The following is a 5370-nucleotide window of genomic DNA, read 5'->3' as shown; positions in this document are numbered from 1 at the left end:
TAAACCGCGCGGTCGATGCTGTCGTCGGCCAGCGGGAGCGTCGACGCGTCCCCCTGAACCAACTCGACGTCGAACTCGCGCTCGAGCGCGCGCTTCCGTCCCGTCTCGAGCAAGCCGCGGCTGACGTCGAGGCCGACGACCGTCTCGAGGTGAGCCTCGAGGAGTTCGGCGTGACGGCAGTTGCCGCAGCCGAGATCGAGCCCGACGCCGGAGCGGTCGGTCGCGTGGGCGTCGACGAAGGCCTCGACTTCGGGCCAGGCGTACTCCCGCGTGGACGCGAAGTGGGTCGCGATCCGGTCGTAGGTGTCGCGCACGTCAGCGCGACGGGTGCACTCGTCGTCGTGGCTGCGTATTCGATCGCGACCTTGATCCCCGGCCATCGTCGGGTTTCGTCGACGAACCCGCAAAAAATGTTCGTAACCCGTCGAGGTGTTGTAGATAGGTCCTCCCGTGGATACTCTCCACTCGCTACGACTACCGCAAAGACCCTTTCAGTCCCACCCGCGGTGGCATCCCGATCAGCCGATACGGGTGGGACTTTCGTGGTTGTTTCGGTTACTCCCGTCTCCGCGGTTCTCTGGGAAATCGGTACACCAGTCCGTATCAGAGCCGCTGGACCTGGCCGGGGCTGAGCCGACAGCCACACGGACCCGCGATATGTTGTGTTCGAGTCGGTTCGGATTCGCTCGCGGATGGGGAAGTTGGATTCGTGTGAATGCGGGACTGTGACGGGGACTCGAGGAATTCGAGGGGTTTATCTATTCCCGACGGAAAGTGAGGGATGCGCTCGAGGGCTCGTAGATCAGGGGTAGATCACTCCCTTGGCATGGGAGAGGCCGCGGGTTCAAATCCCGCCGAGTCCATTTCTACTTCACTCCTTTCTCGAGGAGCTGACAGCGTCCGTTTCACGGCTGTACAGCGTCCGAGCTCGTTGCGTGTCGGAGTCGAAATCACTCGGACTCAGCCGAGCACAGCACTCTCACTCTCGAGTGGCGGATATGCTGAAAAGCTTGTTCTACAATAATAACCCTTGTGTGTGATGATATCAGCTATCTTGGCGAAAAGATGGTGGAAGGATGGAGGGGAGTGTATATTTATCGTTCCCCACCTACGACCGCAAATAAACACAGTGGGGTATGGTATGGAGAAACTTCGTACCGGCCTTATAGCTGGTTTAAATCCGGGAGATGACAACTTCTCACTGGGAGGTTGGTGACCGAGAGAATCATGTATGGCCACTCGGACTCTTGTGCAGTCTTGAACTAAAAGGATACGAGTTACGACATTGTCCTATCGTCCAATTTCCAAGTCAAACTCGACAGTAATAACATCGTTGCTAAAATTAGTTGGTGGTGCTGCCTCTCCCAAATTCGAATTATCCAGTATTAGCCGGTAGGACCCTTCTGTGACCTTGCTACTGACTGTTTTTCCAGCGCTCTCAAGCGCACTAAGTTCCGGTTTGTATGAAAAACGGTCATCGTTACTAAAGTAATTATATTCTGACTCGTCGAGGAACATAACGTCAATCTCTGGACCCTCACGGACAATGAAGTCGTACTCAATGAACCCAGTACTATCAAAACCGAACTCATAATAAATCCACTCATCTTCCTCAATTTTTCGGGTGTCTGATTTTGTTTCTCTTTGACTCAAGTCAGGGTCACGGGGATAGTCATCACTTGCATCTAGAATGTCATCATTGTCAGTATCCGAATTTGACGACCCATTAGTTTCATCAGTTCCATTACTGTCATCAGCTTCATCGCTACTGAGACATCCTGCAACCCCACTGAGACTGATAGCACTTACCCCTAACACCTTCCTTCGCAAATAGTCCATATTCACGCAGGGAAGTCAGTAGTAATGTGCTTTGTGTAATTAACTTTTACAGGACTAATATCACTCATGAACTAAATCCCATTACAATGAAATATAGATGAGAACGATATCGGAATGCAATGTCGGCAGAATAGCTGGGGTTCAATTCTGAGCTACGGATGTTATTTGTGTGTTATTTATTAAAGTTGGATGGCCACTCGAACTTCTCTCTAACTGCCATGGAAAAATAGATGGAGTCGTCTCAGTCCAGATTTCATTGGTCAACAGCTGCTGCTGGATTCAGGAAGCCAGACCCGTAGTATGCCTTGTCGTGTTCTTCAACTGTCTCAGCAGTATTCTCCAGCGTCTTGCGTACCTGATTTGCGTTGAAAGTAGGATTCTGGCTCTTAACGAGGGCAGCAGCTCCCACGACTTGTGGACAAGCCATCGATGTTCCAGCAAGCCAATCGTATCCATAGACTGCCCCCATATAGGAACCATCGTCAGCGTAATCGGGTACGGCGATAGTGTTGAATACGAGGTCGAATCGCCAATTGACGTCTGTACCGATGGCTGCGAGGTCGGCGTCTCCGCCGGGCGCAGCGATGTTGATTGCGTTCGTCCCATAATTGGTGTAGAACGTTGGACTATCGAAATCCGCTTCAAGCCCCTCATCGCCCCACTGGTAGCCAATTGGTCCGGTGGCGCTGATGGACATGACGGTCGCCGCCTCGTTAGGAAGACTGATAGCTGAGATGCATTCGTCCGTGCCATCGTCATCGAAGTCTCCGCAGATACGCCCGTCGTGCTGGAGGTCCGCACTGTCGTTACCTGCGGCTGCGATGAGCAACGTCCCATGGTTATTAGCGTAGGTCGTGACCCGGTTGAGAGCCATGCCGTAGAATTGGCCGAGCCTCTCGCGCGAGACTGGATACGCTCCAATACTCATGTTGGCGGCATCGGCATCAATGCGGACACTGTAGACGATGGCTGCGAGAATATCTGCGAATGACGCCAGTGCGTCTGGTGAGAACACCCGGCAGTCGACGACCTCTGTCCCAGGCGCAGTACCAACGACGCCCTCTTCGTTCTGGTCGTTTGCGGCGATAATACCAGCAACATGGGTACCGTGATACCCACCGTATGGACCACTAGCACCATAGTCATCATCAGTAAAATTCCGAGACAAGTCTTCGTTCACTGCATGCTCGAGGTTCGGATGACCAGCGGCGACCCCTGAGTCAATAACGGTCACTCGAGTTCCTTCTCCGCGAGTAATCTCGTGGGCTTCCGGGATGCTCTGGGCCTGCTTATCCCATTGGTATCCGTATCCGGGCTCGTCAATTGCACTGGCTGTGATCGGTGTCTGTTCGCTGAGAGGGCGGTTAAGTGAGTAAGTACTATCCGGGGCGTACCGTGCGTTTAGCGACTTCACTTCGGCCTCAGTTCCCTCTACGACCAATAGGTCGATCTCGTTGAGGTCATGAACAATGTCAAGACCTGCCGCTGTGACTTTTGCTCGGGGGGTTGCCTTAGTATCAACGAGGAATCTATCGGTTGATGCTGCTACAATAACCGAACTTCCCATCGCAATTCCACCGAGCAGACTGCCACTCACCTTGAGGAATGTTCGGCGTGTTCTATTTGACATACAGCTATGTCCATTAGTAGCTCTACTATTGTTAGTCACAGTCTGCTATTTCTATGCTACCTGAAAAATAGTTCATGTGGATACTACTAAGTGACAACAAGTTTCAAAACCTGCTCGACAACACGCTCGAGTACAGCGGCGAGGGGCCGCCGCGGATCCATGTCGAGGACCGACGGAACGGCTCGGGGCGAAGCATCTCGGTTCGCGATGACGGGATCGGTATCGACTCCGACGCCGCGGATCGCGTGTTTCAGGTGTTCGAACGGCTACACACTCACGAGGAACACGCCGGCACCGGCATCGGCCTCGCGCTCTGTCGGCGCATCGTCGAGCGCCACGGCGTCCGGCCGAACAGCGTGAGGCCGGGCTCGACAGACTCCCTTCGCTCGTCTGCTGGCGGCGAGATCTGGGTCGAATCCGAGTCCGACGACGGGACCGCGATCTCGTTCACCCTGCCGGCACCGACTGCCAGTGATTCCTGACTCGCCGCACCGATCATCGGTTTCGAGAATCGGAAGCTGTTTTTTGCGCGGATACCGAATGGACAACGATGGTTGTTCCGCTCGAGATGGGCTGGCGACACCTGCTGTTCGAGAACTGGCCGGTCGATCCGGCGATGATGGAGGCACATCTCCCCGACGCGCTCGAGGTCGACGAACACGACGGTACCGCGTGGCTGTCGGTGATTCCGTTCACGAACGTCGCCGTCCGGCCGAGGGGGCTTCCCGAACGGGCCGGGATCCGATTGCCGGAGCTCAACGTCAGGACGTACGTCATCCGCGACGGAGTGCCCAGCGTCTACTTCTTTAGCCTCGACGCGCAGGGACTCGCGAGCGTCGTCGGTGCACGCCTGTTCCATCACCTGCCGTACTACTACGCCCGCATCTCGCTCGACGTCGAGGCGACCCCGGAGGGGAACGGGGCCGACGGGCGGATTCGATTCAGCAGTCGGCGACGCCATCCCGGCGCCCGACCGGCCGAGTACGAGGCGACCTATCGGCCGACCGGCGAGCCGTTTTCGGCTCCCGACGACCCGCTGGGGGAATTTCTCGTCGAGCGCTACCGGTTCTACACGGAGGCCCCCGACGGAACGGTTCGCTACACCGACGTCGAGCACGACCCATGGACGCTGTATCCGGCCGCCGCCGATATCGAGACGAATACCGTACTGGCCGCCGACGGCTTCGCGCACCCGGCGTCCGAGCCGGTGTACTTCTACAGCCCGGGCCTCGACGTCGTCGCATCGCCGAGTGAGCGCCTCGAGAACGAGCAGTGATCACCCGACTGGCCGAGCGAGCACGGTCTACCGCTCGCCGCCGAATTCGCGACGGACTGTTTCGCGCTCCGCGTCCGTCAGTCCGTACAGCGAACACGCGCGATCGTCGATCCGCCGGTCGGTCGCGTCGATCGCCGCCTCGAGTTCCGCGGCCCGGTCTCGAGCGTCGAGAAACCGTCGAAGCCCGTCTTCGACCTCGTTCGGACGGGGCAGCGTCAGCGCCTCGAGGCGGTCGAGTGGCGATATCGTCTTCGCGGCGGTCGGTCTGAAGCCGGCGACGCCGTCGCCCGCTTCGGTGGCGTAGGGGACGACGGCTTCGACGAGCGCCGCGAGTTCGGGTTCGACATCGACGAGTTCGACGGCCGGAATCGGATCGGTTTCCGCGTAGCCCCACCGATCGGTCTCGGCGGCCGTGGCGAGGTCGGGTTTGTACCGAACGGTCGCCGAGAGGACGACGTCCGAATCGCTCGAGTCGACCGCGACCGAACCGATCCGCAGGTTCGGCCACTCCTCGGTCGTCGACGCGAGCTTCGTCGCCGCGACGCCGTCAGTCCGCCGAGCGGCGTCGAGATCGCCGAGCGACGGCCCGTTCGGATCCCGACCGAGATAGTCGGGGACGTGCAGG

At 57.5% G+C, this 5370-nt stretch carries 5 protein-coding genes, 1 tRNA gene and 1 pseudogene; 3 read left to right on the top strand and 4 right to left on the bottom strand.

Going from position 1 to position 5370, the window contains the following annotated elements; all coding sequences use genetic code 11:
• A partial coding sequence (locus PGX04_RS32660; RefSeq protein WP_273742277.1) for a class I SAM-dependent methyltransferase occupies positions 1–380 on the bottom strand: 380 nt, incomplete at its 3' end.
• 411 nt (positions 381–791) lie between these two features.
• Here PGX04_RS32660 and PGX04_RS32655 point away from each other — a divergent pair.
• Positions 792–863 (top strand) — tRNA-Ala (locus tag PGX04_RS32655).
• Between the two features lie 427 nt (positions 864–1290).
• Here PGX04_RS32655 and PGX04_RS32650 read toward each other — a convergent pair.
• Positions 1291–1839: a hypothetical protein gene (locus tag PGX04_RS32650; RefSeq protein ID WP_273742276.1), complete on the bottom strand. Its 549-nt coding sequence runs from the start codon at positions 1837–1839 to the stop codon at positions 1291–1293.
• A 253-nt stretch (positions 1840–2092) separates the two neighbouring features.
• Positions 2093–3469 (bottom strand): S8 family serine peptidase, encoded by a 1377-nt coding sequence (locus PGX04_RS32645; protein ID WP_273742275.1) that lies wholly within the window; start codon positions 3467–3469, stop codon positions 2093–2095.
• A gap of 74 nt (positions 3470–3543) precedes the next feature.
• On the opposite strand from PGX04_RS32645, the gene PGX04_RS32640 reads away from it, so the two are divergent.
• Positions 3544–3951 carry a sensor histidine kinase gene (locus PGX04_RS32640; protein WP_273742274.1) on the top strand — a complete coding sequence of 136 codons (408 nt, stop codon included), beginning with the start codon at positions 3544–3546 and terminating at the stop codon, positions 3949–3951.
• Between the two features lie 68 nt (positions 3952–4019).
• Complete coding sequence (locus PGX04_RS32635; RefSeq protein WP_273742273.1) at positions 4020–4745, top strand: YqjF family protein; 726 nt, start codon at positions 4020–4022, stop codon at positions 4743–4745.
• A 27-nt stretch (positions 4746–4772) separates the two neighbouring features.
• Here PGX04_RS32635 and PGX04_RS32630 read toward each other — a convergent pair.
• Positions 4773–5370 (bottom strand): annotated as a pseudogene (locus PGX04_RS32630) (Eco57I restriction-modification methylase domain-containing protein); the annotation flags it as partial.

This window comes from Natrinema soli, from assembly GCF_028618695.1.
This window is presented reverse-complemented; position numbering and strand designations above follow the sequence as displayed.